General features: G+C 46.1%; 25 protein-coding genes. 10 read left to right on the forward strand and 15 right to left on the reverse strand.

Annotated elements, in window-relative coordinates:
• Positions 1-6 precede the first annotated feature (6 nt).
• Complete coding sequence (locus AAC621_RS09605; protein ID WP_340254873.1) at positions 7-345, reverse strand: DUF952 domain-containing protein; 339 nt, start codon at positions 343-345, stop codon at positions 7-9.
• Positions 346-529: 184 nt separating this feature from the next.
• Between AAC621_RS09605 and AAC621_RS09610 the strand changes: the two genes are divergently transcribed.
• Positions 530-1,522 carry an asparaginase gene (locus AAC621_RS09610; protein WP_340254876.1) on the forward strand — a complete coding sequence of 331 codons (993 nt, stop codon included), beginning with the start codon at positions 530-532 and terminating at the stop codon, positions 1,520-1,522.
• 1 nt (position 1,523) lies between these two features.
• On the forward strand, positions 1,524-2,417 hold the full coding sequence (locus AAC621_RS09615) for a polysaccharide deacetylase family protein (protein ID WP_340254879.1): 894 nt from the start codon (positions 1,524-1,526) through the stop codon (positions 2,415-2,417).
• Between the two features lie 70 nt (positions 2,418-2,487).
• Here AAC621_RS09615 and tcuB read toward each other — a convergent pair whose 3' ends face one another.
• The 3 genes from tcuB to AAC621_RS09630 form a co-directional block, all read right to left on the reverse strand.
• A complete protein-coding gene (gene tcuB / locus AAC621_RS09620; protein ID WP_340254882.1) occupies positions 2,488-3,564 on the reverse strand; it encodes a tricarballylate utilization 4Fe-4S protein TcuB in 1,077 nt (358 codons plus the stop codon).
• On the reverse strand, positions 3,554-4,954 hold the full coding sequence (tcuA, locus tag AAC621_RS09625) for an FAD-dependent tricarballylate dehydrogenase TcuA (RefSeq protein WP_445322502.1): 1,401 nt from the start codon (positions 4,952-4,954) through the stop codon (positions 3,554-3,556). The genes tcuB and tcuA overlap by 11 nt, the downstream gene beginning before the upstream one ends.
• Positions 4,955-5,093: 139 nt before the next feature.
• Positions 5,094-5,858, reverse strand: coding sequence for an aspartate/glutamate racemase family protein (locus AAC621_RS09630; RefSeq protein WP_340254885.1), 765 nt, complete (start codon positions 5,856-5,858; stop codon positions 5,094-5,096).
• Between the two features lie 84 nt (positions 5,859-5,942).
• On the opposite strand from AAC621_RS09630, the gene AAC621_RS09635 reads away from it, so the two are divergent.
• Positions 5,943-7,268: an MmgE/PrpD family protein gene (locus AAC621_RS09635; protein ID WP_340254889.1), complete on the forward strand. Its 1,326-nt coding sequence runs from the start codon at positions 5,943-5,945 to the stop codon at positions 7,266-7,268.
• A gap of 27 nt (positions 7,269-7,295) precedes the next feature.
• Here AAC621_RS09635 and AAC621_RS09640 read toward each other — a convergent pair whose 3' ends face one another.
• Entirely contained in the window at positions 7,296-8,192 is an 897-nt protein-coding gene (locus AAC621_RS09640) for an isocitrate lyase/PEP mutase family protein (RefSeq protein ID WP_340254892.1), read from the reverse strand.
• Between the two features lie 140 nt (positions 8,193-8,332).
• Here AAC621_RS09640 and AAC621_RS09645 point away from each other — a divergent pair, with 140 nt between their 5' ends.
• Positions 8,333-9,724 carry a dihydroorotase gene (locus tag AAC621_RS09645; protein WP_340254895.1) on the forward strand — a complete coding sequence of 464 codons (1,392 nt, stop codon included), beginning with the start codon at positions 8,333-8,335 and terminating at the stop codon, positions 9,722-9,724.
• Here AAC621_RS09645 and AAC621_RS09650 read toward each other — a convergent pair.
• The 5 genes from AAC621_RS09650 to AAC621_RS09670 form a co-directional block, all read right to left on the reverse strand.
• Positions 9,717-11,081: a nitroreductase family protein gene (locus AAC621_RS09650; protein ID WP_340254898.1), complete on the reverse strand. Its 1,365-nt coding sequence runs from the start codon at positions 11,079-11,081 to the stop codon at positions 9,717-9,719. The genes AAC621_RS09645 and AAC621_RS09650 overlap by 8 nt on opposite strands.
• 84 nt (positions 11,082-11,165) lie before the next feature.
• Complete coding sequence (locus AAC621_RS09655) at positions 11,166-12,515, reverse strand: MmgE/PrpD family protein (protein ID WP_340254901.1); 1,350 nt, start codon at positions 12,513-12,515, stop codon at positions 11,166-11,168.
• Positions 12,512-13,867 (reverse strand): FAD-dependent oxidoreductase, encoded by a 1,356-nt coding sequence (locus AAC621_RS09660; RefSeq protein ID WP_340254904.1) that lies wholly within the window; start codon positions 13,865-13,867, stop codon positions 12,512-12,514. The genes AAC621_RS09655 and AAC621_RS09660 overlap by 4 nt, the downstream gene beginning before the upstream one ends.
• A complete protein-coding gene (locus AAC621_RS09665; RefSeq protein ID WP_340254907.1) occupies positions 13,860-15,224 on the reverse strand; it encodes an MmgE/PrpD family protein in 1,365 nt (454 codons plus the stop codon). The genes AAC621_RS09660 and AAC621_RS09665 overlap by 8 nt, the downstream gene beginning before the upstream one ends.
• 1 nt (position 15,225) lies before the next feature.
• A complete protein-coding gene (locus tag AAC621_RS09670; RefSeq protein WP_340254910.1) occupies positions 15,226-15,906 on the reverse strand; it encodes an isochorismatase family protein in 681 nt (226 codons plus the stop codon).
• Between the two features lie 160 nt (positions 15,907-16,066).
• Between AAC621_RS09670 and AAC621_RS09675 the strand changes: the two genes are divergently transcribed.
• The gene (locus AAC621_RS09675) at positions 16,067-16,453 is read left to right on the forward strand and encodes a nuclear transport factor 2 family protein (protein WP_340254913.1); all 387 of its coding nucleotides are present in this window, start codon (positions 16,067-16,069) and stop codon (positions 16,451-16,453) included.
• Positions 16,450-16,830 carry a hypothetical protein gene (locus tag AAC621_RS09680; RefSeq protein WP_340254916.1) on the forward strand — a complete coding sequence of 127 codons (381 nt, stop codon included), beginning with the start codon at positions 16,450-16,452 and terminating at the stop codon, positions 16,828-16,830. Before AAC621_RS09675 ends, AAC621_RS09680 begins: the two co-directional genes overlap by 4 nt.
• A 2-nt stretch (positions 16,831-16,832) precedes the next feature.
• On the opposite strand, the gene AAC621_RS09685 is transcribed toward AAC621_RS09680, so the two are convergent.
• The 5 genes from AAC621_RS09685 to AAC621_RS09705 are packed head-to-tail and all read right to left on the reverse strand — an operon-like array spanning position 16,833 to position 21,019.
• Positions 16,833-17,513 carry a cysteine hydrolase family protein gene (locus AAC621_RS09685; RefSeq protein WP_340254920.1) on the reverse strand — a complete coding sequence of 227 codons (681 nt, stop codon included), beginning with the start codon at positions 17,511-17,513 and terminating at the stop codon, positions 16,833-16,835.
• Entirely contained in the window at positions 17,510-18,913 is a 1,404-nt protein-coding gene (locus tag AAC621_RS09690; protein WP_340254923.1) for an acyclic terpene utilization AtuA family protein, read from the reverse strand. The genes AAC621_RS09685 and AAC621_RS09690 overlap by 4 nt, the downstream gene beginning before the upstream one ends.
• Positions 18,910-19,200 (reverse strand): DUF4387 domain-containing protein, encoded by a 291-nt coding sequence (locus AAC621_RS09695; protein ID WP_340254926.1) that lies wholly within the window; start codon positions 19,198-19,200, stop codon positions 18,910-18,912. The genes AAC621_RS09690 and AAC621_RS09695 overlap by 4 nt, the downstream gene beginning before the upstream one ends.
• A gap of 8 nt (positions 19,201-19,208) precedes the next feature.
• The gene (locus tag AAC621_RS09700; protein WP_340254929.1) at positions 19,209-20,108 is read right to left on the reverse strand and encodes a polysaccharide deacetylase family protein; all 900 of its coding nucleotides are present in this window, start codon (positions 20,106-20,108) and stop codon (positions 19,209-19,211) included.
• Positions 20,105-21,019: a polysaccharide deacetylase family protein gene (locus AAC621_RS09705; protein ID WP_340254932.1), complete on the reverse strand. Its 915-nt coding sequence runs from the start codon at positions 21,017-21,019 to the stop codon at positions 20,105-20,107. Before AAC621_RS09705 ends, AAC621_RS09700 begins: the two co-directional genes overlap by 4 nt.
• A 202-nt stretch (positions 21,020-21,221) precedes the next feature.
• Here AAC621_RS09705 and AAC621_RS09710 point away from each other — a divergent pair, with 202 nt between their 5' ends.
• From AAC621_RS09710 to AAC621_RS09725, 4 genes are all read left to right on the forward strand, one after another.
• Positions 21,222-22,385: an MFS transporter gene (locus AAC621_RS09710; protein WP_340254935.1), complete on the forward strand. Its 1,164-nt coding sequence runs from the start codon at positions 21,222-21,224 to the stop codon at positions 22,383-22,385.
• A 295-nt stretch (positions 22,386-22,680) separates the two neighbouring features.
• Positions 22,681-23,688 (forward strand): TRAP transporter substrate-binding protein DctP, encoded by a 1,008-nt coding sequence (dctP, locus tag AAC621_RS09715; RefSeq protein WP_340254938.1) that lies wholly within the window; start codon positions 22,681-22,683, stop codon positions 23,686-23,688.
• Positions 23,689-23,760: 72 nt separating this feature from the next.
• Positions 23,761-24,276 carry a TRAP transporter small permease subunit gene (locus AAC621_RS09720; RefSeq protein ID WP_340254941.1) on the forward strand — a complete coding sequence of 172 codons (516 nt, stop codon included), beginning with the start codon at positions 23,761-23,763 and terminating at the stop codon, positions 24,274-24,276.
• 38 nt (positions 24,277-24,314) lie between these two features.
• A complete protein-coding gene (locus AAC621_RS09725) occupies positions 24,315-25,625 on the forward strand; it encodes a TRAP transporter large permease (protein WP_340254944.1) in 1,311 nt (436 codons plus the stop codon).
• Positions 25,626-25,641: the final 16 nt, after the last annotated feature.

Raw genomic sequence — 25,641 nt, forward strand, 5'->3', positions numbered from 1 at the left:
CTTTAATCAACCGTTTAAATTGGGCAGGATATGAACACCATTTTGTAAGTTTAATTCGTGATGCCACAAAATCCCGCGCAAGGGCAGTTTTGAATACAAATGAGGGAAAAGGGCACCCCCGCGTGACACCTCCCAACGCAGCGCGTCGCCAAATATACTGGCTTCATAGGCTATGAGCACCAATCCGCTAACACCCGAAAAATGTTTGGACAAGGTTTCCTCGACCTGTGCCGCGGTGGAGAAATGGATATACCCATCGGCCTGATCAACGGGCGCACCCAATGTTTCTTTTTGTGTGCAAAGATCTCGCCATTCTAGGGTTTGAAGGATTTTAAATATGATCATTTCCAGTAAAGCTCGCCGGTTAAGAATGTTACTATCGTGATAGGGCCAAAGCTTAGATTAGTAAGTCTGTATCAGTTGTTTTCGTAAAACGAACTAGTTTTTGCTTCGATAAGCTTCAAGCTTACTTGCTTCCAAACTCACTGTGTGACTTATTGAACAGCGAAGTAAGCTTGGGTTGAAGTCAATGAAGCCCTCAAAAAAGGTAGCTTTAATCGGATGTGGTGGAACGATTTCCACTCGCGCTTCTCACGCCTTTGATGTGTTAGATTACCCTGAAACTGGGCATAAGCTTACCGCAAATGAGATGGTTTCCGAATTACAACCACTCGTAGATTTTGCTGATTTAGAGGCAATCGCTTTTCGAGAAGTTGGATCAAGCAAGATTGGTCCAACAGATTGGTTAGAGCTAGCGCGCTTAGTACGAGATATATTTGATGAGAAACCTGAATTAACGGGGATAGTCATACTTCATGGAACGGCAACATTAGAAGAAACGGCTTTCTTTCTCGATCTCACAGTCGAATTAGATCGCCCTGTTGTCCTTGTAGGTGCCCAGCGACCGCTAGGAGCCGTAGGTAGTGATGCATTGTCCAACGCCGTAGCGGCAATCCGAACGGCCACCGATGAGAAGTTACGTTCGATGGGGGTTTTGATTGTTTTTAACGATGAAATTCATAGTGCCCGTGATGTTGCTAAGGGCTCTACTTATCGCCTCAATGCGTTTTCTTCGGGAGCTTATGGAGCATTAGGCGTGGTAGATCCAGATGGGGTAAGGGTCAGACGAGCGCCGCTTCGTAGTGATGTCAAATTCTCTATTTCTCACCTTTCTGCTCTACCTCGGGTAGACGTGCTTTATGCTGTTGCTGGTGGTGATGAAACAATTGCACGTGCTTGTATAAAAGCTGGTGCCCGTGGTTTAGTTTCTGCCGGGTTTGCCCCAGGTATGACATCTCCACTAGAATGGAAAGAATTACTGAGGGCGGTTTCCAAAGGTATCCCGGTTGTACAATGTAGCCGAGTTGCTTCTGGTAGGATTGCACGAAGGTTACATTTGAAAGAATTCAGTATTGTTTCTGGAGAAAACTTGTCAGCTCACAAGGCACGAATTTTGCTTATGTTGGGACTGACCGTTACTGAGGAGACTGAAGCGTTGCAAAACTATTTTGATCAGATGTGAAATGAAACTGCGTGCTCATAATCGTTATGACTATGTCCCCTTGCCAGATCGTCAGGATTACACCTGGCCGGAAGGGAAGAGATTAGCTTTCTGTTTATGCAATAACTTGGAAGTATTTTCCTATCGAGAGGGTATCGGATCTGATAGCGCGGTTTTAAACGCTCCTCAGACACACCGTAATTACGCATGGCGTGACTATGGAAATAGAGTTGGTCAATGGTATCTCTTTGACTTGCTCGACGATTTTTCAATTCCTGCATCGCATAATTCAAATTCCGCGCTTTTCAGGCGTCACCCGCAACTGCTGGATAGGATAAAACTAAGGGGTGATGAAATAGTTGCTCATGGCCGTTCCAATGGTGAACGACAAGACGTCTTGGATGAACCAAACGAACGTGAATTGATACAGGAAGCTACCGAAGAGCTCATTGAACTGATTGGTTACCAACCAAAAGGGTGGATGGGGCCGTATTTCGCACAAAGCGAAGTAACATTAGATTTGCTGCAAGAGGCCGGATATTGCTTCAATTTGGATTGGCCGGCAGATGATCAGCCATTTTGGATGCGGACACGTAAAGGTCGTATTATGTCTGTGCCTTACTCAATTGAGTTAAATGACTCGCCTTCGATGGTCTTTCGGCAAGAGAGTGCGATGTCGTTTGAAAGGATGATCAAAGACCAATTTGATGAAATGATGTTCCTATCCCAAAAACGGCCTCTTGTTTTCACATTAATTACTCATCCATTTGTCTTTGGTCACCCGTATAGGCTCAGAGCATTGCGCCGTGCTTTGACGCATATAATGGAGCGCCGAGACGAGCTTTGGATTACAACTGTTGGAGGCGTTTACGATTATTGTGCTGGTCTCGAAAAGGGCATTGTGCCCGGGAGTTGAGATACTTGCTCTAATCGTGTCAAAAAGTGCGGCTGCTGGAAGAAGGCAAATGTATCCCTCGTCATTCAGATTACGGATTGGTTGACCCCGTTTTACGTTGCGCATCACGCACTAACGCAGCAAAGCGATAAATGCCGTGCACCATTTTTGTATATGGCGTAAGTAGAAAAAACGTAAGAACTGCGCCTAGGTGGACCGCCAAAGTCAGCGGCATTAAGGCGGTCTGGCCAAGAATATACAAAACGAGGCCACTAGCGGCCACAAACCCCAATAGGGCAATGAACCCGAATTCCCCATTGCGCGCCGCCATTGAGCCTAAATTGGGATCAGCTTTAAGTTTGAGGCGGAATAACCAAATAGCGCCCCATGTTAGCATCAGGCCGCCAGGCATGCCCAAAAGTTTGGGCAACGAGAAAAAACCGTGTGGCGCTGGAAGGTCAAAGATGTAGTGGAGAATGGTCCCTGAGGAAGTGCTCGCAAAGCACAGCAAGAATCCGTACAAAACTAATTGATGAGCAACGCGCCTTGCTTGGGTAAAGCGGTCTTCGTCTTCAAAATTGCAGCCCTCGCCATGCCCACCAGCCAGATTATGCATAGTAGCAGCAGCGCGGAGGGCATTGTAAATATGGATAAGTTTAATGCGCGTTCCGTCTACAGCCAGCCAATACCGACGCAAACTTACTGTGAGGCTGGTAAGTGGCAATACGAAGGCAGGTGCAAATATTAAAATCATTAGGTCGTGAGAGATGAACGCGTAAAATCCTTCTCCATTGCCTCGCCCAAGCCATTGGGTCACAACGAAAAAAGCAGAGAAACAAAGACTGGTTGCAAGAGCGATGGCCATCCCATTTTTTTGAAAATGGGTTGCGACAAAACGCGGATACGCAAAAGCCTCCCAGCTGTCTTGCCTGACCTCTGCTAGAGCGGCTGGTAGGTTTAGGTCAAACTCATGCGGAGCCGTATACTGGCACGCGTAGTAACAGCCACGGCAATTGTGACAGAGATTTGCCAATTGTATGATTTCTCCGTCAGAAAACTCTCGATTGCTATGAAGCGAAGGGAAAACTGAGCAGTAGCCTTCACAGTAGCGGCATGCATTGCAAATTTCAGCCTGCCGGCGCGCTTCTTCCTTCATATCAGTTAACATACTTTGCAGCCTCTTTCCCGGCGATACGTCCGAAAACGGTACCGATAGTCATTCCAAACCCCGCTAAATATCCTTGGCCCAGAATGGATCCGGCCATTGTCTCACCCGCAGCCCAAAGGTTGCTTACCGGGCGATTGCCAACGCTACATTGCGCGTTCTCGTCGACCTTCAAGCCTAGGTACGTGAATGTGACTCCAGTGCGTAGCGAGTAACCATAAAAAGGTGCTTCTATAATGGGCCGTGCCCAGTTGGTCTTTGGTGGTTTAAGGCCAGATGTGCTTACACCATCCAATTCTGTCGGACGAAAGCCAGTAGTATCACCACAGCTTGCATTGAATTTGTCTACCGTAGCTCGCAGCTTTTGTGCGGGTAGATCCATTTTTAATGCTAAATCCTCAATCGTGTCCGCTTTGATCGGTGGGAAGACGGACGGCATGAACAGTTCAAGTGACTTTGCATCGATGATCGCATAGCCTATTTGCTCAGGTTGAGCGGCGACCAGCCGGCCCCAGATAGCATAACGTTTGGGCCACACGTCTTCGCCTTCATCGTAAAACCGTTCAGCATTCTTGTTCACGACAATCGAGAAAGGTACACAATCAAGCCGTGTGACGATACCACCATCGTATTTCGGCGAACGTCCATCTATAGCAACAGCATGGCATTGTGTCGGGTCTCCCACTTGCTCTAGCCCCTGGCGGAGCAAGTCGTCTAGAACTACACCACGATTGTAGGGCGTGCCTCGGATTAGAAAATTCTTTGCAGCGGGGCCCCAGGCACGTGCGAGCCAATCGGTGTCCGCTTGAAATCCGCCTGATGCTACAACAACAGCCTTTGGCGATAGTCGATAAGATTGCTCGTGCTGAATGTAGTCGAGATAGATGACTTCGCCGTCATCTATTTCAAGATGGGTAACACTCGCATCGTATTTGACATCTACTCCCAAATTTTCAGCCGTGCGGTAATACGCATTGATAAGAGCTTTCCCGCCACCGAGAAAAAAGGCGTTTGTCCGGGCAAGGGACAACGTGCCGGATAAAGATGGCTGAAATCTTACGCCGTGTCTCTCCATCCACGGCATACATTTCTCGGATTGGCGAATGACCATTCGGGCAAGGCCTTGATCGGTTTTGCCGTTTGTAACTTTCATTAGATCGTTAAAATATTCATCTTCGCTATAGCTTTCGATTAAAGGCCCTAACGGCTCGGAATGCATGCATCGAAAATTACGCGTATGACGAGAGTTCCCCCCGCGGTAAGCCTTTGGCGCAGCCTCTAGAATTAAAACCCTTGCGCCAGCCTCAGCGGCACTAATCGCAGAACACAGTGCTGCATTTCCACCTCCAATCACGACAATTTCGTAGGACTCTGACGCTCTAATAATCTTCAATTTACACCTTTTGGAAAATTAAGGATTTGAAAACACCATGTCTGATCTATCGGCAAACCGGTTAGTAAAGCACAAGCAATCAAAGTGCATTTATAACGAACTTGAGTGTCGATAATTGTTATTTTTTATCAAGTAACATTCAATGGTCATACTTAGACGCAGTTTCAAGCATAGCATGTATCACTTCCGGCTTCGGTTTTGGAGATTTTGGGTAGGCAGTTCTACTGTGTGATAGGTTTAGGCCGAACAAAGCCTCAGCCATAGCATATGTAAGCGGACCTGGGTTTATAACTGGGACAGGTAGCGCCTCAGCCAAATGCATGTGGGCTTGATGCATAGTGGTAGAGCCTAAGACTATGACATCAGCTCCGTCTGTTTCGATGCATTGTAATGCAAGTTTTGTAAGAGCTGGGAAGATGTCGGATTCTTTTCCGGTCAACAGGCTTTGGTTATTCGGCGTTATATCTAATGCTCTGATTGACGCGCAGGCATGGGTTATACCAAGCTCATCGAGCGTCTTTGTGTAAAGGTGCTTCCAGTGCGGCCACAGGGCAATAATTGAGAAACGTTTTCCCAGCATCATCGCCATTAGAAGCGAGGCTCGTCCGGGACCAATAACTGGTATAGTCAATTCAGACCTAAGGGCCGCCACCCCACTGTCACTCATCGTGTCAATGCATACTGCGTCAAATCCCCGTTTTTCGGCTTCTAGACCAGCCTCCAAAACTCCTATCTCAGCCAGCGCCATGTCTGAGGCGCTTACGTAATTTTGTGGCGCTAACTTAACGGATTCAAACGTAAAAGATATGTCTGGGCCTAACTTTACAGCATTCAGCTGTTCTTCTCTCTGGCTGCGATTTTCTGGCGTCATAGGGAATGGAACAATTACAAGAACAGACTTCATTTTGGCACTCCAAACGCAGTGATTTTATTGTGATTTTTTTAATTTTAAGTAACATTAAACCCAAATTTTTGAAAGGCTACACCCATGAAGCATATGCTGAATTTTGCCGAGTTTCTTGCACAGGCTTCAGTTCCAGACGATGTTTTAAATAAAACGGCATTGATCCTTTGTGACAGTATTGGCGCCATAGTCGGGGGAGCGGAGGAGTTAGAAGTTCGTTCGTTAACTGAAAAGTTTTCGTCCCGATGTCATGGCCCTGCCATAATTATCGGTTCAAAAAGTTTAACTGACATAAAAATTGCTGCTTTTTTAAATGGCACTGCTGGTACGACCCTTGAAATGGATGAGGGTAATCAATTTTGCAAAGGCCACCCCGCAATGCATGTCATTCCAGCGGCACTAGCGGAGGCTTCGGTTCAAAAAGTATCTGGAAAAAAGCTGCTTACAGCAATTACGCTGGGGTATGAGGCTGCAGCGCGAGTTGGAATTGCAACGTCTTTACGGCCTTCGATGCATCCACATGGCACTTGGGGTGCAATTGGGGCAGCAGTAGCGGTGATGCATCTAAGAGATGCCAGCGAAACACAAATTTATGAAGTTATGAATATTGCGGCAAACCTTGGCCTTACAACCTCGCGAAAAACGATGTTGGAAGGTGGGACAGTTCGAAACGTTTTTGCGGGTATTTCAAACAAGATGGGTTTGATTGCCGCAGATCTAGTAGAAGTGGGATATTCAGGTGATCGCAACGGGGTAGGGCATGTGTTTGGATCTGTCGCCTCTGATAGTTTTGATGACAGTGCACTTTCAGATCAACTTGGAGAACGTTGGGAAGTGATGAGGAACTATTTCAAAATGCACTCTTGTTGCCGTTACAATCATGCGGCGTTGGATGTGATTGAAGCTTTGCAGGTCAAGCATCCCAGCATGTCGACTTCTGAGATCAAAAAAGTAGAAGTATTCACCTATGGATTGGCAGTAGAGCTAAATGATCCTGCACCGCGAAATGTTTTAGCGGCCAAGTTTTCTGTTCCATTTGCGGTAGCCACCACGCTCATTAATGGATCAAGCGGAGTAGATAGCTTCACCATCGATAAAGTCGGTGATGAGCTGATCACAAAGTTGGCGTCAAAAGTAAGAGTTTTTGAAGATAAAGTTATGAGTGCACAGCTACCTAATAAACGACCTGCGAAGGTAAAAGTTTACTTTAAGGATGAACGCATTTTGGAGGCCAGTACTGAAACCAATCGCGGCGATTGGGCGGACCCCTATAGCATTGAGGATATCAAATCTAAGTATCATTCGCTTACCAAGCGTTCCTGGAGTCTAGAGCAGTCTGATGACGTTTGGAATGCAATAATGCGGCTTGAGAAAGCGGAAGATTTGTCAGAGCTTTTTGATGCTCTGTAGAGTTACTCCATATTGATCGGCATCTTATTAATCTGATGAATATTTCTTTTCCGCTGCGTCGTATTCAAACTTTGCAACCAATCTCTGACGTTCTGCAAAATCAGAAAGGCTATCGATAACCTCGCTTACATCGCCTGTTTCTTTAAGTGACTTGAGAACATTACTCATCGCACGCATTGCCGCTTGCAAAGGAGTATTTGCGTAAAGAACTATTGAGTAGCCTAGGTCAAAGAGATCTTTTTGGTTTATGAGAGGTGTTTTGCCACCCACGACCATATTGGCTACCTGAGGTGCAGATAGTCGTTTCGTGATCTCTTTCAGTTCTTCCACCGTCTGCGGAGCCTCAACAAAAGTCATATCAGCTCCAGCCTCAAGGAACGCTTCTGCGCGATCTAGCGCACCATTAAGCCCCTCGATAGACCTCGCATCGGTGCGAGCGATCACCATAGTGTTTGGATCATTTCTGACGTCGCAAACCGCTTTGATTTTATTCACCGCTTCGCTGAGTGGTATGATGGATTTCCCTTCAAAATGCCCACATTTTTTGGGAAAAACCTGATCTTCCAATTGTACTGCGAAAGCTCCAGCACGTTCGATAACGCGCATGGTGCGTTGCGCGTTCAAAGCATTTCCGAACCCAGTATCTATATCGACAATTAATGGCTTATCGGTAATCTCAGAAATCGCTGAAGTTGTGTAAGCAAGCTCTGTGAGGGTTACCAGTCCGATGTCGGGTGCTCCGAGATAAGTATTAGCAATACCAGCGCCTGTAACATAAATAGCTTCGAATCCAGTGTCTTCAATTATCCTTGCGGTCAGAGCGTTTCCAGCACCTGGCACGATGAGAGCACTACGTGACATACATAGTTCACGAAATTCTCTGCGTCGCTGTTCCAAAGTTTTCTGATCTCTAAGATTACTCACCTAGTTTCTCCTTGAACCATTGTGCCGTAAGCCACGCACGGATTGTTGTACCGCCTTTTATGAGTGCCATAATTTATAGATTGATATTTAATTCTTGTGAGTCATGCTTCGTGTTGTAAACCTTCCAAAGGAGTGAAGATTTGGCTGAACTTGTACTTACTGGTGGGAATGTCTGGCTCGACCAAAAAGGAATGGTTGCGGCTGATATTGTAATCTCCAAAGGCAAAATAAATGCCATCGTAGCACCTGGAACTGGGGCTGGGGAAGAAGTTATCAACGTAACCGGCACGACGATTTTGCCAGGCGCGATCGATGCACACATTCATCTTGGGCATGGTAGCGACATTTCGCGTCCGAGGATGCCTAGCGATGCAATGACTGAAACCGCTGCAGCCGCGTGTGGCGGGGTCACATGTTTTATTCCGTATATAATGAGCTCAGAACCATATACTCCGGTTTTTGACGAACTTAAATCGGTTACTGAAGCTGGAGCGAGAATTGATTTTGGATTTCATTTTGTCATTGCCACGGAGGCGCAGCTTTCAGAAGTTCCATTTCTTTGCCGTAAAGGATCCCCCACCGCTAAACTATTTATGAATATCCGTGGTGAAGAAGGCGCCCGCCTGGGTTTGCCAGGCACAGATGACGGATTTATGTATCGGCTTTTAGAAACTCTTGCTGCCGAGAACGGTATGTTGTGCCCCCATCCAGAAAATATAGAGGTTGCGTGGGTTTTAAGAGACCGTGTGATGAGGAGAGAAGGTCCTGACAACGATAATTTGGCAGCCTGGAATGCCACACGACCTCCATTTGTAGAGGCCGAGGCATTATCGCGCGCTTCCTATTTTGGGAAAATTACGGGCTCAAAAGTGCACGGTGTGCATACATCGTCTGCAGCCGCTCTTGAGGCTGCAGTCATGCAGCGAAATGCAGGCTCCGATGTGTCTATTGAAACATGCATACAATACCTGCTTCATGATGTTGATAGTGATATCGGTGCCCTTGGTAAGGTCAATCCACCCCTGAGAATGGCGAGTGACCGGGAGGCGCTTTGGGCGGGTATTGTTAATGGCCAGATTGATACTATTGCGACCGATCATATTCACCGCCCAATAGATTCTAAACAGGGTGGCATATGGAAGGCGCAACCAGGATTTCCTGGCCTTGATACTTTTATACCGGCTTTGTTGACGGCGTCAAAGGAGCGTTCAATTTCTATTGATAAAATCTTGCCACTTATTAGCCGAAACCCAGCGCGCAGGATGGGTCTTAAGAATAAAGGCCGTATTGAAGTGGGTGCTGATGCGGATTTCGCGATTGTAGATATGAACGCTCGTTGGAAAGTTAGTAACGGCTCTTTAGCCTCTGATGCTGGCTATTCCACGTTAGAAGGGCAAACAATGACTGTAAAAGTTATACATACATTGTCTCGTGGAGTGTTCGTACTTAGAGATGGAGACTTGACTAACGATAGCGTGGGGAAGGGGCGCTATGTTCCCCGCATGCTAGCTCCAGTATCACACGTTACTTAAGCCGAGCTCGCACGGCATAAAGGCGTCCATGTAGGGCATCATCGTTCAAAAGAGGTGTTGCATCTCCAGTGGGATATCGGCCAATACCAAGTTCCTCTTCGATTTCGAAACGGCTTGATATCCAATTTTTTAGTTCACAGGCCTCAATTGGGGTGAACGGCCCTTGGTTTGGAATTTGAGCTTTGGACTCTTTATCGCGCCACAGTTTACCATATTGAGAAGCCATATTTCGGCTACTTACAACCAAATGACCGTCTTTTTTAAGTACACGGGCCACTTCATCTAATAATCTTTCGGGATCGGGCAAATGCTCAAGGATTTGCGGAATGACTACTAAGTCTATGGTGCGATTTTTATGTAAAAGACGTCCGTCGGGCATTAGTTCAAATGAGACGTTATCAAGCGCTATCCCCTCTTGAAGCAAGCGCTCTCGAATGAACGTCAAGTTGTGAGACGAAAGTTCCGCTACTGAAAGTTTGCATTTATTCCCCAAGATTTTGCAAAGCGCTGTTGTTGATGTTCCTCCCCAAGGCATGATTTCAAGCGCCCGACCATCACGAATGGTTGGCAGCAGACTGTGTTCGACACTCTGAGCCTCACCTTGTCTGTTTGAAACATACACATTCGCCAAGGGAGATTTGGCCCACACGGCGTACCCTCTAAAATCCGCAATCTGAGCTAATGACCAATTTCCAGGATCCCATTCAGCGAACGGGTTAACGTTGTTAGTAATCTCGAAATACGGATAGTCATCGGCAGGTATGACTGGGTAAGTCGCGTTTGACGGACGATCAAAGTGTTCCCATGAAAAAACCTCATTCACGGGGCGGCGTGGTGCTTTGATAACTGGCGCGCTATTTTTAGCTTTTCCGATTGCTAGTGCACCCTGAATTTCAAAATTTTTTGGTACTTTGAGAAAACTTCGTAACTCATCCTGATCGCCAATCCCTGCGTTCCATATGCATTGATAGCCGCGCAAATGTGCTGATAGCATCATATGGTAGCAAGCGCCTGCGACTGACTGAACAATAGAAAAATTTCCATGAGTCCAGCCTTTCTGAAAGCACAGGTATATTAACGCGCTGCAATATTCGAAATGGTGATTTCCACCAGAAATTTCCCTCGCGTGTTTCTTTCGCTCTGGATCTGCTACAACAATGAAATGCCAATTTTGTTGATTGCAAGAAGATGGTGCTTGAAGGCCGTCCGCAATAATTTCTTCTAGTTCCATGGGGTCAATAGAAGAGCCATCAAAGTCGCGACATGAATATCGCTCAGCTAGTCTGTATAAAATCTCTGTGAAATGTGGATGTTTGCAATTTTTTTCGTGTGTTTCGTTGGGATCAATTAGTGTCAATTTTAGCTCCCAGTTTACTGCAGTTTGCGAAGGTTTTAGCCTCTAAAAATGCCTGTCGGCGACAAATTCCATAGGTTGACGAAGTTAACATTTCAGCATGCTCGAGATGTTCTTGATGGACTGAAACTGAGTAATTTCTAGAAGAGAGTTCCAAAAATCATTGCGTGTGCTCTCATCTAATTTGCGCGCCGTATTTTCTAAGAATTTTTGTTTTATCAAATTAGGCTCGACCGGTCTGTTCGCGGTTCCCTTGACATCATGTATGGTGATGTCCGCCACACTTGAGTCTTTCCTTTTAACTCTAACATACGCAGGAAAAACATTGGGGAAACCTGAGTTTTTCATTGGTGTCCACTCAATTTTTTTTGCTAATTCAATAACTGGCTTGGAAGGCTTTTTCTCAAATGAATGAACGTCAATTTTTCCTTTTATAAGTAGTAACGCTATACAATATGGCAGCGCCCATTTTGCATCATAGCCGGATAAGGGGTTCTGTTTTCTGTCCCATGGTTCACAGATTAAAGGCGCTTGCGCGTTTGCCACTTTTAGATGGATCTTATACACGTCACGCGCAGTCAAGCCATCCTGCATTAGCTGTTCGATCGCCTCCAAAAAGGGGTGAATATAGTGACAACAGGGATATAGTTTAAAGGCAGCGTTCTGACTGTGCCAAACTTGGCCCAGATCTCCCAATTGATCCAATAAATTTCCTGAAGTTCTAGCAAATGATTTCATAACCCCCAGAGGGTTTTCAAGAATTCCAGGCGGGCCCGTCATGCCCGATTTACTCAGCTGTACAGCTTTTATTCCAATATGGGCGGCCCAACCTGGGTTCAAAGCCTTAACGCTTGAACCATTTTCTAAAAACGCAAGAAGGCCTGATGCTTGTGACCCAGCGATTCCGATAGCATTTTCCGTTACTTCTTGGCTTAAGCCATGCAGGCGACATGTTATCGCAGCGGTCGCGATCGAACCGGCAATAGATGTCACCTGAAAACCATTTTTTTGGAACATGCCAGGGGCAGCTAGGCCAATTCGTATCATTATTTCGTATGCTAAAATATACCCTATTAGCATTTCAGCTCCGCTGCAATTTGCCTCCTCTGCAGCGGCTAAAGCTGATGGTGCAGCAACCGCGCTTCCGTGTATTACCGAGCTTGTGTGCGTGTCATCATACTCAAGAGAATGGATTAACATCCCATTTAGTAATGCAGCGTCGGCTGGTGACGAACTATTGCCACCGATACATGTTGCCGATCCCCCTTTGTCTACAGAGCCATACCATCTTTTTTGCATGGTTCCTGCAGAAGCTGCTAATCCTACCCCAATGGCGTCTGCAAAATGCAATTTAGCAGACTCGATAACGTGCGTTGGAATGTCATTTTCTTTCACAGCGGTGGTGAAATTTGTGATTAAATGAGCTGCGGACATCATTGCATATTGATTTCATGCATTGCGCGTAATCCACCGTTGCGACCCAGTACCAGCGCTGTGATTAATCCGTTTCCAGAAGCATAGCCCATAGCCCCTTTGGCACCGCTTATTCCTGCCGCAGCTCCCCCGCCAGCGAATAGGTTTTTAATAATACTTCCGTCTTTACGCATCACACGTGCATGGTTATCGACCTTCAAGCCACCTTGAGTATGAAATAGTCCAGGCTTCACCTGGACGATGGCATAAGGCGCTTGTAGCGGTGCCATTTCAAACTTTTTGCGGCCATACAAATCATTTGCACTGCCTGTTGCAGCTTTGTTGTAAGCTCTAATGGTTTCTTCAAGGGGCTTGGTCGGTAGATTGGCTTTCTCGGCTAAACCTTGGAGAGAGTTCGACCATTTGATCGCCCCCATATTGGACATTTCAGCATATTCCTCTTCAGCCAAGGCGATTGCGTGTATTTGCTCGTCGTATACTGCCCAAGCGAATTCGCCTTGTTTACGCACTTGTGCCGCGAACCCCGAGTAACCATCATCTTCGTTGCCAAACCGCTCACCATCACTGCCAACCAAAACTCCACCCTTTTCGATTGTCGTCCAGCTGAGCAATTGGCCTTGTGGGTAGGCGACGGCTGCATATCCTTGGTAGGCTGCCATGTTGCCGAGATCTGCCCCAAGTGATTGACCCCATTCAATGGCATCACCAGTGCTGCCGGGTGCCCCAAAATACTCCACGTTAGCAATTTCCGGACAAAATCGTTGGACCAATTCACGGTTTGCAGCGAAACCATTAGTCGCCAGTAGGACCTTTTTAGAGAAGACATCTACTCCCGCAACCACGGCTCCAATAACGTCTCCATCTTTATTTGTTAGAAGCCGCTCTGCCGAATTACCTACCGCTAGGGGAATATCACGTTCTTCCACAAATTTAAGCAAGTCATCTACCAAGTCTTGTCCACGCCGCGACTTTGGTGCGTGTAATCTTTCAACTGAGTGTCCAATATGGCGATAGTCGATGATTAGTTCCATTCGAGCGCCCAAATCATCAATCAGCCATTCGCATAAGCGGCCGCATTCATGCGCTATCAGTGACGTAATATTGTTTGCATCATGATCCCCCGCAATTGCTGTGAGATCAGATATCATCTGTTCAGGGCTGTCTTTTATGCCTGCGGCAACTTGAAAACGCGATCCAGCTCCTGGGATTGAACCCGTAGATAATGATGAGTTGCCCCCCGGTGTTGCGCGCTTTTCAATAATAGCTACGTTTCCGCCCGCGTCATGAGCAGATATGGCTGCTGCAAGCCCACATGCACCCGCACCGATGACTAAAAGATCCAGATGGTCACTCATCTTTTGTCATCCACGCGACATTTTCCTTCCAACCCTTGGCAAGGACTTCTGGTTCTAATTCCAGTATCTTTTCAAGATATGCGAACATATTGGGGTATGGATCAGAGACGATATCTTTTATTTTTTGACGTATTTCGTCCGGAGTGAATGGAAGATCTGGACCGCCTCGAGCGCTCAACACTTCGTGTGTCAACGTCCGCCCGCCTTTCAATGTCCAAGTTACTCGCGTGGGGCGATCATTGGGCCATTCGGGAATTGGCTCGTAAGGTGACGTAGAGACCCTATGCCTTAATGAAACTACACTGGGCTCTGATAAGACTTCTGCCGAAAATGCTGCAAATCCTCCCTCGCGTTTTAAAGCAGATGCCGCGGCGATATGTTGGATAGAGAACTTCCCGGCAATAGTCGTGGTAGGATCTGGATTATCCATAACTCGAGCTTTTTCATGCGTCTCAAGATGAATGGTTTGTATTTCTGATGGATCCGCTTGCTCGGCCAATTTGAGGTTAGCTTCAATCGTTGCATGGCCATATTGGCAGCATGCAAAAACTTTATGGTATCCGTCAGATATGGCCCAACTTTCGCCTAACTCTGAACATAATTCATCTGCATTAGGCTTGGCGCCAAATGCGTCAGCATAAACATCGTGTAGTGCCGTTGGCAAACCAACTATGCCGTGACTGGCCCAGTCTACTGAACGCAAAGCGGTTTGCGCTGCTATCCCCGGCCAGATGTTTCGACAAAGAGAGCCTAAGATTGGATGCGTGTATGGGCCAGGAACAACCATGGTTGCTGCACTAGATATAGCTCCAACGGTTATGCTTTGTTCAGTGCGGCGGAGGGCGCAAACTGCTGCCGCCGCTCCCACAGCGGCGAGTGAGCCATGTGGATGCAACACCAGATTAGGAAACGTAAAAGCCCGGGCCACACGGGCAACGGTTTCATAGCCAAGAACAAGAGCCCTGAGTAGTTCTTCAGTTGTGTGGTTTTCAGCTTCTGCTTCGGCCAGCAAAGCAGGCAAACAATAAATGCCTGCATGGCATATGACGCGTCGATACCCTTCATCGAGCTCGGCCCAGTCTGACGCACATCCGTTCGCGAGAGCAGCAGAATAGCGATCTAGTTTTTGCCCTTTTCCGTTGAAAAGCGTTGCTTCTGGTTTTCCTGCACTTACAGCAACGCCTTCTTGAAGAGATTGAAGTTCAGGTTCGTCGCGTGCTGCAACCATCGCCCCAATATCGTCAGAAAGAACCAATGAGGCTCGCTTTTGAACTGGAACCGGGATATCTTTCCATTCTGTTGTTGATGTGAAAGCTACTAATTTCTCTAAAGCACTCGCTACAGATTTCGCATGCATTTCACACCTCCGTTTTAATAAGACTGATTATTTCGGAGGAAGTGTGAACGTCCGCATATTTAGCATTCATGTCCCACAGGTTTACTGCATGCGAAGTTGGTGACCGGTCATAAACAGCATCGTCAGGTACTAATACTTTAAAATTGTACGCGAAAGCATCAGTTACAGAACTCCTTATACATCCGCTCGTGGTGCAACCTGTCACAACAAGAGTATCCACATTAAGGTCGATTAAGTGGCTGACCAAAGGCGTGCCGAAGAATGCGCTTGGATGTTTTTTGGGTAATAGTATGTCGCCCGAAATTGGTGCAATTTCTTCAACAAATTCGTAGCCTTTTGAGTCAATCCCCATGATTGATGGAATTTTCTCGGCTAGTCGCCCTCCATCAGTAGCTAGATTTTTTGGCGCAACGTGAGGATACAAAATTGGAAATCCCCTATCTCGAAAAAGTGATACCAGCCGTTTGATATTCTCAACAGCGTTCCATCCGACATCACCGCAGGATGTTGGATACTCCTTAATAGCCTCCCAATAGGGCTTTGGCGTCGTTCCAATTGTGCGGTACTGAACATCGATAATCAGTAGGGCAGGGCGTTTTCCTATACTTCCTTGACCCCCAAAACCTGCTTCTTTGTAACGCTTTTTTTCATCGTCAGTGATTACTTGGTCCCAGGCTGCCATTGCACGCACTCCAGATCATCATAACAGGACTTAAGGCGAAGTTGACGGAACTGATTACATCATGTCAAGTCACACAGTTGCGGATGATATCTCGCTTGAAGAAAAAATTAAAAACTGAACGATCCAAGGCGATCACGTTCAAGCAATGGAAGTTCTTGATATGAACAATGAGCAACTGATTAATTTGGTGTTAAGATATTTTTCTGCGGTTGATAGAGAGGATATTGATACTCTTCTAGGAACGCTGACCAGTGATTGCTTATTTACGGTAGAAACGCACGGAGTGCGGTTGCAAGGGCACGATGCAATAGAAGGCATGTTCCGCAGGTTATGGAATAGCCATGCTGCGGTTTTACACCATGAGTTTGAATTCGTTTCAGATGCGGAGACAAACCGCATTGTTGCGCGCTTTCAAGTGGATAATACTGAACACGATGGAAGCCACACATTGAAGTCAAACTGTAACTTTTTTGAGGTGCGGGACGATAGGTTCTGTGCTGTTGCCGTGTATATGACAGGTGAAAATACGTTGGAATCCGCTCAATGACTTCAGGTGATTTGACTAAACTTTCTCAATCTTATTTTTATGCTTTAGACCATAAAAATTTGGTTAGGTTAGGTAACCTTTTAACCGATCAATGCGCCTTGATAATTGAAACGCACAATTTGCGTTATAGTGGCAAGACTGAAATATTAGAGCTTTTCAGAAGTCGCTGGGAAAATTCAAAAATAAGTGCAGTACATCATGATTTTAAACACATTGTTGATGTCCCCGCTAAGTGCATCGTAACAACTTTCAAGGTCACTTACTCTGGACCTGAAGCCCCGCCTGTTAAGTCAAACGCTAATATTTTTCAGATCCAAAACCGCTTGATATCAACAATTCAAATTTACATGGCTGGTGCGAACACAGTTCAATCGTAAGCTCAAGTATGTGAGAGTAGTTCCATTACTTCTTCGGTACTACGCACTTTACCAAACAAACGTTGAAAGTTGCGCATCGTATTGTGGTGGAGGTCCTTATGTGTCGTCGCGCAAGCATCTTCCACGATGGTGACATCGTAACCTCTATCAGCAGCTTCTCGCGCAGTCGTTTCGACGCACATATTGGTCGAAACGCCAGTTACAAAAAGAGCGTTACACCCAAGTGTTCTTAGAAGATGATCTATTCCTGTAGATGCAAATGCACCAATGGTCGTTTTTCTCACGATGTGATCATTTGGGCCGGGTTTTAGTTCATCTATAATTTCGTGAGATCGCGACCCTATGAAATTTTTCATGTCTAGAAATAATTCACGCATGTGAACAGGAGCATCTCTGCAATCGGGCATCGCTGCGCCGATTGTGATATAGATAATATGGCCGCTGGCTTTCCGAATGGTGTCAATTAGGCGTAAATTGTTTGGAATTACCAATTCATGAATGCGTTGAAAGCGCCAATCTGTAATTGTTAAACCTTCGCTTTTCATGCGCTGCGCTAGTGGTCCATCTCGATGCCCAGTCGCATATTGCATATCCACAATAAGCAACGCCGACTTGGTTGGGTCAATAGGGCGCACATTGTTGTAGGCTTGAATATAATCGGCAGTCTCGAGAACATCAGTCACGTCTGATCTCCAATTTTTTCTATTGTAACGGGAAATAGCTGCTCTAGAGCGCTCCAGTCATCTAATTCTAAGAGGTGGTATATTGAAAAAGTAAAAGCCTCACCCGCATCTAATTCAGGTGGAGTAATCGGAAATGCCAGATTGCCTCCAGTGGCCGATCTTCCGGGAAAACCGAAATGCAACAATTGTTGTCTGAAAGTTGCCAAAACTAACTTAGCTTTTTCAGAATTTTCAGCGATACATTCACACAGCAGAAAAATTTCTCGCGGCAAATTAACCGGAGGTTCAGGCCAATCTGTTACTCCGTCAATGCCGTAGTGCCTTATATTCAAACTCCACTCGCTGAATGGAATGATTTCCCTGACAACCTCTTCAACTTTATTTATGATATTTTTACTCTGCTTTATGAAATTGATGTCTGCATTTCCTGCGAGCATGACTGCCCGACTTCCCAGTTTTCGGGCGCCTTCTATTTTTATCCAGGGCTTGTCAGCGGCTTGCCAAGTTGCTCCTGATATTTTCACGCGCCTTTCGTCGATGGCTTCATATTTTGCATGTTTTAGGCATGCACGGCCGTTGGGTTCATGAATAAAGTAGGGATCAGACTGTTCGTAAAGTGCGTGGGCGGCTACGGATGTCGGAGTTGCGTGCATGGCCTCATTCATACTCTCGACCGTAAAACTGTCTCCGTCGAAAGTGGCGAGCATTGCATCACGCCCACCGGGTTCACAGCACAATGATGTACATTCAAGAATTTTCGCCATATGCACAGCGACGCCGGTGGGGAAGCCTAACATCTTTGGTATTACTGCAAACGGAGCGGTGTCGCATGCCCTTCCAGCTACAATCACGTCTGCTCCCAACTTTAATGCGCGTTCGAACGGTCCCATACCTGCTTGACCGACAATTACTTCGGTTTGTTTGAGTGTGTTTTCATCCAAGTCAATTGGACCAATGGGCTTAAGTTTTTGATTTAGCAGTGAGTGTTCAACTAGATCATGTGGGATGACGGAGCGGATGATGCCGAGTTTAAAATGGAGTTTGTCTTCGACGGCAATTTCTTTCAAAATTCTAAGAACAACGTCTAGATGAATGTCCGCTCCTGCTGTCCCTGCACTTCCTATTAGTAAGGGAACACCCAGCTGTTGCGCGCCATGAAGAACCAACCGCATATCGGAGCGTACTAAAACTTCCGGAGCTGCGATTTTGTCGGTTGCTAAATACGTTGGTCCTGGATCAACAGATCCCATATCTGCCGCTATAACATGCGGTTTAGATTTGATTCCGCGCTCAAAGCTCTTCTTTGGAATCCCAAAGCCAAGTTGCCCTGAAGCAGATAATATCCTTAATGGACCTGGGTTGTGTTCCCGCAATTTAAGCAGCCGTTCAAGCGCGCTCATACTAAAATCCCCAACAGTGGTCCATGCTGTTGACTGCCGTACACATCACGGTCACCTGGCGAACCGGCTATAATCTTACGCTTAAGAACTATCTTTATGGCCAAAGCAGTTTGATATGGAATGATTTCCAAGTCAGCGATTTTACAGCCATACCTCTGGCAAACAGAATTTGGCGTTAGTGATGAGAGGCCCAGAACAAATTCTTCATCAGTATTGAACAAAATATCTATTGTTAGCAGTGTGGGGCCTGCGTTTTTTGAACGGATAATTTTAGCGACATCTGCCAAACTCCTTTTCATGTCCATCCCCACAAGTGTCTCAAATGATTTGATACTTCACCCGCAGTAGCTTTCCATATCCCGTCTATGTTCGTTAAGTTTTGTAGCGCCATTTTAAGATATCTAATCCTATGTGGCTGTCCTATCACCCAGGGGTGCAGAGATAAAACGAATGAACGGCTGCCTTCTTTTGCGAGGCTGATTGCAGCTTCATTAACCAAATCAGGATACCTGTCGTTTGGCACTTTACGTAGCCATAGCGCCGTAACGTCATCCCATTCCATTTGGTTCGGGATAGATAGAATAGGAGGTTTCGTAGTCATCGGATATGGTTGATCATCATTCGGCCAATCAAGGATGTATTGATACCCCGCGTCGCTTAATAAATGCGGAGTCCTATCGCTTTCACCGCTGTCTGGGCCCAACCAGCCGATCGGCTTTATGCCTAAAACTCTTTCAAATGTGTCAGTGGTACGAGTTATTACCGCCCGTTCTTCTTCTTCATTCATCGCTGAAGACAGCATTCGTGTCTGTGCTTCACCGTGTGCCACAAATTCATATCCCCGGCCTCGGAATTCATTAACAAGTTCAGGGTAACGCGATAACGCCAATGAATTTGCAGCTACTGAGACCCTCATTTTGAAAGCGTCGAGTAATTTAAGAATTCGGAAAACGCCTACTCTGTTGCCATATTCTCTTTGAGTAAATGGTCTATATTCTGGGAAGTAGAAGCCATATTCACCCGTAAATCTATTGTCCCTTATCGCTTGATCAGGTGGCTGCAATTCCCAATATTCCAAGTGTAGAAGGACTGTGACCGCAAGTTTTTTGTTGCATGGCCAGTCAAGAGGCGGCCTACGCGTGATTGGTGAAAACTCGTAAATATCATGATCCATTCCTCTACGGGGTTTTGTCATGATGCTTCTCTAGCTTTGTGCCATGCGATGTGATCAGCGCAATTTCTTAGGTACCAATCAGCAATTTCATCACCAGTGGCGATCCAAACTTTGTCATGTTCTTTGATGTACTCTAACAGCCGTGCGAGATGTCCTATTCGATGTGGTTGGCCCATCATGTACGGATGCAAAGCAAGGCATAAAACTTGCCCACCTTCGTCGTACAAAGTATCGAACGCGTCTTTAGCGAATGTGTAATAATCCAACGCCTCAAATTGCTGGCGATGTAAGATTGAGTCATTGTAATCCATTGAATATGGAATTGTGATCAAAGAACCCGTTCGGACCCTTAGGGGGAGAGGCTGATCATCATGGTGCCAATCGCAGTAGTAGGTTATTTTGGCTTCAGCGATCAGATCAGGCGTATTAAGCGTGTAAGATGCCGCTGGTGAGAACCAGCCGCGTAGTGTTTTACCGGTGAGTTCACCGTATAAAGTGACGGCCTCCTCAATTTCCGCTCTTTCCTCATGTTCTGACATGTCCCAATGGTACCTAGTATTATACATCCCATGGCACATGATCGACCAGTTTCGTGCTTCCATGGCCTTAAAAATTTCAGGATAATGGACCCAATTTGCCATTGATAATGAGACTGTTGCGCGTATTTCGAAACGGTCAAAAAGGTCAAACATGCGCCAAATTCCGACCCGATTTCCGTAGTCTCTTGTGCCATACCCAATTATGTCGGGGTGCTTCATTCGTGGCCATGGATCGCGCTTTTTGGATGGTCGCGGCAAGAATTCATAGTGCTCAACATTTGGCACTACCCAGATTGCAATTTTTGCATCATTTGGCCACCTAAGTTGTGGCCTTTCTGATATTGGAGAAAAAGGAGCTCTGTCTGCAGGATCGAAGTTGAACTCATTCAACATGCCTCTACTCCCAAATCAAAATTGATTATAATTGACGCTAATTGGTATTCACTGTCAAACAATCTAATCAATATTTCGCTGCATCAAACGCCAACAAAAAAGTTAGAATATTAGGGTGGCGACACAATAATAACTCCATGAGGATGATATCGAAAATCTAGATTTCACTGGTCGCTATGGGAAGTGGATTGTACTAGCCGGGGTGTGGCTGATTTACTTTTGCTTTGGCATTAATATCGCCTCAATGGCCCCGTTGATCGCTCCGATAAGCGAAGAGTTGGGGGTCGGCTTTTCAAGTATGGGGCTGATACTTGGGGCGTGGCCACTTACTTACATCATTGCTTCGATACCATCCGGGATTTTGCTTGATCGGTTTGGTGCCCGTAGGATGCTTTTCGTGTCTGCTTTGATAATGGCGGCGTCGATGATTGCGCGTAGTGCTGCAGTTAATTCATTCCAAATGTTTTTCGCTGTTTCAATCTTGGGGTTTGGTGGACCACTAATTTCTGTCGGCGCCCCTAAGGTGATCGCTGGGTGTTTTAAGGGTCCATCGCGTGCAAGCGCGATGGGGGTATATGTAACTGGTCCATACCTTGGAGGACTGGTGTCTCTGTCTCTTATGAATAGTGTTGTTATGGTATTTGTGGATCAAAACTGGCGCGCTGCAATCTGCATTTTTGCTCTATTCACGTTGATGAGTGGCATGCTTTGGTTAATCGCCACAAATATTAAAGGTGTAAAAGTAGCTGAAGATGCAGACGGTAAAAAATTTAATTTATTGGCATTCTTCGAATTGATCGGTTTACGTCCTGTTCAACTTATTTTGTTAATGAGCGTGGGAATATTCTTTATCAACCATTCATTGAACAATTGGCTGCCAGAAATTCTGGTCAGCCGTGGCCTTGATCGAGTTGCAGCGGGATATTGGGCGTCAATTCCGTCAATCATCGGGATCCTCGGTGCACTAATAATCCCTCGGTTAGCTGTTCCAAAGTATCGTTTGAGTGTGATGGCAGGTCTTTTTATTGCCACATTTACAGCCAGCCTGTTGTTGCAGACCGATGCTGGTCTCTTAATGTTTATGGGCCTGTGCATTCAAGGATTGGCTCGCGGATCTATGATGACCGTTGCGATACTCATACTTATGGAAACGCCAAAAGTGCCTGCTGACCGCCTTGGGTTGGCGGGAGGGTTGTTTTTTACCGTTGCTGAAATTGGAGGTGTCTTGGGACCTGTCTCATTCGGTATATTGTCCGATTTGACCGGCTCTTTTGCCCCTTCACTCGCATTAGTGACCACGATAAGCGCAACGCTAATAGTCGTCTTGATCGCATTGCATCATGTTACACCGAAACAATATCAGTAATGACCTCCTATGTGAGAGCTGGTAGGCATTAAATTTTTTTAGGTCGCTTCAGCAAGCTATTAAGCCAGTACAGGCAATGGATTTCGATCTTGAGAGTCTATTGACAACTCCGCAGTGCGCTACACACTGTAGTTTGTATTAAATGGGCTTAGTCGTTGGATCCTACGGATCGGATTTCTTATGAAAAAGCATCCAACCATTTGATGACTGAAAGTTAACGCGGAGAAGTCCGCATAAGGTAAACGAAACAAAAGCTTGGCTGTAAAAGCCAGGACAATCAGGGAGAAGTTTTGTCATGAATATGATCAAGCTTATAGGTGCTGCGGCACTTACATCGGTTGTTTCGACAAGTGCGTTTGCAGACGTCACTTTGCGTTGGGGCCACTATTTGGGAGATTCCCCCTTCTTGCAGGCGGAAAAGGATTTCGCTGCTGCAGTGACAGAACGCACTGAAGGGCGTGTAAATATTGAAGTTACTTATGCGGGTGGCCTTGGCGGCGGCGCTGAGTTACTAACATTGGCTGGAAGAGGCGCAATTGATATGGCTTCAGTTGTCCCCGGCTACTATCCTGATCAACTTCTTTTCTGGAAAACCTACCAGCTGCCGTTTACGTGGGGATCGCCCCGTCAGGTGATGGAAATTGCAGCTTCTGCATATGAGGCACTTCCGCAGTTTAGAGCGGAGCTAGACAGTTTCGGCGTGACATTCCTCTTCCAACAGCCCCTAGGTTCATACTACATGACCGGTCCAGATGCTAACTGTGACAACGTAGCGGGCCTAGAAGGCAAGAAGATCCGCTCATTTGGCTCGGACATTCCGTTGGCTCATGAAGCTATCGGCGCTGTTCCCGTTAGCATCGGTGTTGGTGATATTTATGAGGCATTGGAGCGTGGATCGCTCGACTATTCGTTCATCAACCGAGGCAATATCCTAGCTAATCGTCTCTACGAACCTGGAACATATAGCTGTGGGCCAGTCATGTCGATCTCAGGGCACTTGATTGTAATCAACAGTGACAAGTGGGCTGAAATTTCTCCGGAAGACCAGGCTATAATGCTGGAAGAGGCTCGGATAGCGGGTTCAAATTATATTGATAATATCGAAGCAGCTGAAGCCGCTGCAGGCGAACAAATTGAAGCAAATGGCGGTGTGATTGTCCCATTCCCTGCTGATGAGTTCGCGGCATGGCAAGCGGCTGCACCTAATTTCCTTAACCGTTGGGCCGAAGACATGGCATCTCGTGGCCAAGGCGATGCTGCCGCGGAAGTCGTTGCCTACTTCAACGAACAAATCGGTGGGTAATACCTATCAAACGTTGGTTATGGCGGAATTCTTTTCGCCATAACCTGAATATCGTAAGCGTGGAAAATTTGATTGAAACTTCTTTTGAAAATTTCTGAACGCCTAGCACTGATAGTTCTGCTGATAGGCGGAGTCGGCATGATTATGTCGACTTTTTTAGGTGTAGCAGATGTGGTGGGCACACAAGTGTTGAACGTGCCAGTCCCTGGTCCCAGAGAGCTAACTGAAAGCACCATGGTGTTGATAGTATTTGGTGCTTTGACGTTTGCGCAGATCCGCCGTGCTCACATTCGAGTAGAGATAGCTTACCTCGCAGTCGGTCCTCGATTTCGTGCAGTGATGGATGTTGTGACTGACGTTGCAGCGATAATTTTTTTCTCGCTTATAGCTTGGCAGGGCCTTTTAGAGGCGCAATACTCCATGAAGATTGGTGAAGCCACTTCTGGTTTGATCCGTTTCCCACTATGGCCTGCAAGATTCACGCTGGTTGCTGGCGCATCCTTAATAATTTTGAGGCTTGTCTTGGACTTAATTATCGATTGCGGACGAGTTAGATCTGGTGAGCCACAGCCTGCACCCTCGATCTGACGCAAATTAGTAACAATGTAGATAAGGCAAGTATAGTAATGTTAGACACAGGCACTACCGGAATTATCGTCGGTATCTTGCTATTTTTTATGCTTACCTTTGGCGTTCATATCGGCGTAGCCCTTGGGCTTTCTGGTGTGGTTGGAATATTCCTCGCAATAAACCCTCAGGCGTCTTTTGCTCAAGTTGCCACAATACCATTTTCTACCACTAATTCTTTTACTCTAGCGGTTATCCCTCTGTTTATCTTGATGGGAGCGCTTGCAAGCCAAGCCGGACTTACTACTGATCTATATCGTGCTGCTTACAGATGGCTCGGCCGAATTTCAGGTGGTTTGGCGATGGCTACAACACTCGCGTCGGCGATATTTGGAGCTGCTTGTGGTTCAACTATTGTGAATGCAGCTGTTTTCACAAAAATGGCGATGCCCGAAATGACCAGATTTGGTTATGATAAGCGTATATCTGCCGGTTGTATTGCAGCATCAGGAACCCTAGCCTCACTGATCCCTCCATCAGTTTTGATGATTGTTTATGCTGTTATTACAGAGCAGTCAGTTGCTCGACTGTTGATTGCCGGCTTAATACCGGGGATCTTATCAGCAGCCATTTACATGCTTGGGATTTATTTCATTGCCCGGCTTTACCCAAAGTTATGTCCAATCCCGGATGAGCGTTTCACATTAAGAGAGAAAATAAGCTCATTGAAGGGTGTGTGGGGCATAATGGCCTTATTCACATTGGTAATTGGTGGAATTTACCTTGGGTTTTTTGTACCGACCTACGCGGGTGCTGTAGGAGCATTTGGTGCCTTTATGATTGTTTTACTAAAAGGCCGAATGAATAGCCGAGCATTGATTGAAACATTTAAAGACGCTGGAATTACCACATCAACTATTTTTATAGTGGTAATTGGTGGAATTATATTTGCTAGGTTTTTAACCTACACAGGGTTAGTCCGTGATGTGTCCGACTGGATGCTTGCAATGGAACTGGCTCCTCTCACATATATGCTGGCTTTTGCTGGATTATATCTCATTTTGGGAATGCTTATTGATCCCATTGCAATCATGGTTATGACCCTTCCAATTATGTTTCCGGTCATGACGAGCGTGGGTTATGATCCAATTTGGCTGGGTGTAATTTCTATTAAATTGGCTGAAATAAGCCTGATTACCCCACCAGTTGGTTTAAATGCGTATGTCGTACGAAGTTCGTCGCCGGTACCTTTGACACTCGAGCAAGTTTTTGCAGGTATCACGCCCTTCCTGGTAATGGACGTGTTAACTCTTGCACTGTTAATAGCATTTCCATCGATAGTAACGTTTTTACCAAATTTGATGAATTGATCAGCGCATCATAGCG

It is taken from the genome of Roseobacter sp. HKCC-CH-9208, assembly GCF_037805125.1.
Classification (GTDB): domain Bacteria; phylum Pseudomonadota; class Alphaproteobacteria; order Rhodobacterales; family Rhodobacteraceae; genus M30B80.

Coding starts and splice junctions, on each gene's coding strand:
- AAC621_RS09605 (WP_340254873.1), bottom strand. CDS start 345: ATGATCATATTTAAAATCCTTCAAACCCTAGAATGGCGAGATCTTTGC.
- AAC621_RS09610 (WP_340254876.1), top strand. CDS start 530: ATGAAGCCCTCAAAAAAGGTAGCTTTAATCGGATGTGGTGGAACGATT.
- AAC621_RS09615 (WP_340254879.1), top strand. CDS start 1,524: ATGAAACTGCGTGCTCATAATCGTTATGACTATGTCCCCTTGCCAGAT.
- tcuB (WP_340254882.1), bottom strand. CDS start 3,564: ATGTTAACTGATATGAAGGAAGAAGCGCGCCGGCAGGCTGAAATTTGC.
- AAC621_RS09630 (WP_340254885.1), bottom strand. CDS start 5,858: ATGAAGTCTGTTCTTGTAATTGTTCCATTCCCTATGACGCCAGAAAAT.
- AAC621_RS09635 (WP_340254889.1), top strand. CDS start 5,943: ATGAAGCATATGCTGAATTTTGCCGAGTTTCTTGCACAGGCTTCAGTT.
- AAC621_RS09655 (WP_340254901.1), bottom strand. CDS start 12,515: ATGATGTCCGCAGCTCATTTAATCACAAATTTCACCACCGCTGTGAAA.
- AAC621_RS09660 (WP_340254904.1), bottom strand. CDS start 13,867: ATGAGTGACCATCTGGATCTTTTAGTCATCGGTGCGGGTGCATGTGGG.
- AAC621_RS09665 (WP_340254907.1), bottom strand. CDS start 15,224: ATGCATGCGAAATCTGTAGCGAGTGCTTTAGAGAAATTAGTAGCTTTC.
- AAC621_RS09670 (WP_340254910.1), bottom strand. CDS start 15,906: ATGGCAGCCTGGGACCAAGTAATCACTGACGATGAAAAAAAGCGTTAC.
- AAC621_RS09675 (WP_340254913.1), top strand. CDS start 16,067: ATGAACAATGAGCAACTGATTAATTTGGTGTTAAGATATTTTTCTGCG.
- AAC621_RS09680 (WP_340254916.1), top strand. CDS start 16,450: ATGACTTCAGGTGATTTGACTAAACTTTCTCAATCTTATTTTTATGCT.
- AAC621_RS09690 (WP_340254923.1), bottom strand. CDS start 18,913: ATGAGCGCGCTTGAACGGCTGCTTAAATTGCGGGAACACAACCCAGGT.
- AAC621_RS09700 (WP_340254929.1), bottom strand. CDS start 20,108: ATGACAAAACCCCGTAGAGGAATGGATCATGATATTTACGAGTTTTCA.
- AAC621_RS09705 (WP_340254932.1), bottom strand. CDS start 21,019: ATGTTGAATGAGTTCAACTTCGATCCTGCAGACAGAGCTCCTTTTTCT.
- dctP (WP_340254938.1), top strand. CDS start 22,681: ATGAATATGATCAAGCTTATAGGTGCTGCGGCACTTACATCGGTTGTT.
- AAC621_RS09725 (WP_340254944.1), top strand. CDS start 24,315: ATGTTAGACACAGGCACTACCGGAATTATCGTCGGTATCTTGCTATTT.